The following is an 812-nucleotide window of genomic DNA, read 5'->3' on the forward strand; positions in this document are numbered from 1 at the left end:
ATCGGCTTCATCGCTCGATTGGTTTTATGACACCGCAGCAGAAATGGGAGGAAGCAGAGTTAGCTTATGACACAACCTTTTCAGAAAATCCGTCCAGCTAATAGGGGGCTAAGACAAGGTCAGACTCGACTTGAGTCTAACCTTTACATTCTGCCGCTGAACAAGCTGACCGCTACGCGCTTCACTAACTATCTGCAACAGATACAAACCCGAGCTTTGCCCTTGCATATCCCAGCCGATGACCTGCTGACCATCCGCCTGTTGCCAACGCTGCTGACGTATCGGCTTACCACCCAGATCAAGCAGTTCAACTTGTAACGAACGCCCCTCAGCTCCACGCACTACAGCAGGAGTCCAAAAAAGATATATCAACCTTAAATAGTAGTAGCCATATAAACTAACCCAAGTTGTGTGGTAGTAGGTAGTTGTACAAAAAAGCATGGTCTGTGTAGTTTTAAGTCGCCAAACTTCCACTACTAACCATGCTCCCGACACCGATGACTTACGCGATGTGTTCGTGTATGCAATGATAGAGGACTATCTCAAAACTTGCAACCACTCTAGCTCCACCGGCCCTTCAGCCAGCGGAGAACCGCCCAAACTGACCGATGCGGAGGTTTTGTTTGTCTTTGTGGTGGCCTGCATGGACTTTGGAGCCAACTGTCAACAAGCTATGCGCTCCATGAAACGAGCCCGCAACATCACTCACAAGCTTATCGGACCGATTTCTATGATTTAAACAAAGGGGAAAGAAAAGTTTTCGTCATAATTGCGGTCTTCCCGAACACAGGCGAAAATGCGCAAGACAATCT

1 protein-coding gene and 1 pseudogene are annotated in these 812 nt (G+C 47.9%); one reads left to right on the plus strand and one right to left on the minus strand.

Annotated features, from left to right (window positions below):
- Nucleotides 1-108 precede the first annotated feature (108 nt).
- Nucleotides 109-342 (minus strand): hypothetical protein, encoded by a 234-nt coding sequence (locus tag ACYVIY_RS28645; RefSeq protein ID WP_460980102.1) that lies wholly within the window; start codon nt 340-342, stop codon nt 109-111.
- A gap of 97 nt (nt 343-439) precedes the next feature.
- On the opposite strand from ACYVIY_RS28645, the pseudogene ACYVIY_RS28650 reads away from it, so the two are divergent.
- Nucleotides 440-715: pseudogene (locus ACYVIY_RS28650) on the plus strand (hypothetical protein); the annotation flags it as partial.
- Nucleotides 716-812 lie beyond the last annotated feature (97 nt).

The sequence above is a fragment of the Spirosoma knui genome (assembly GCF_054780635.1).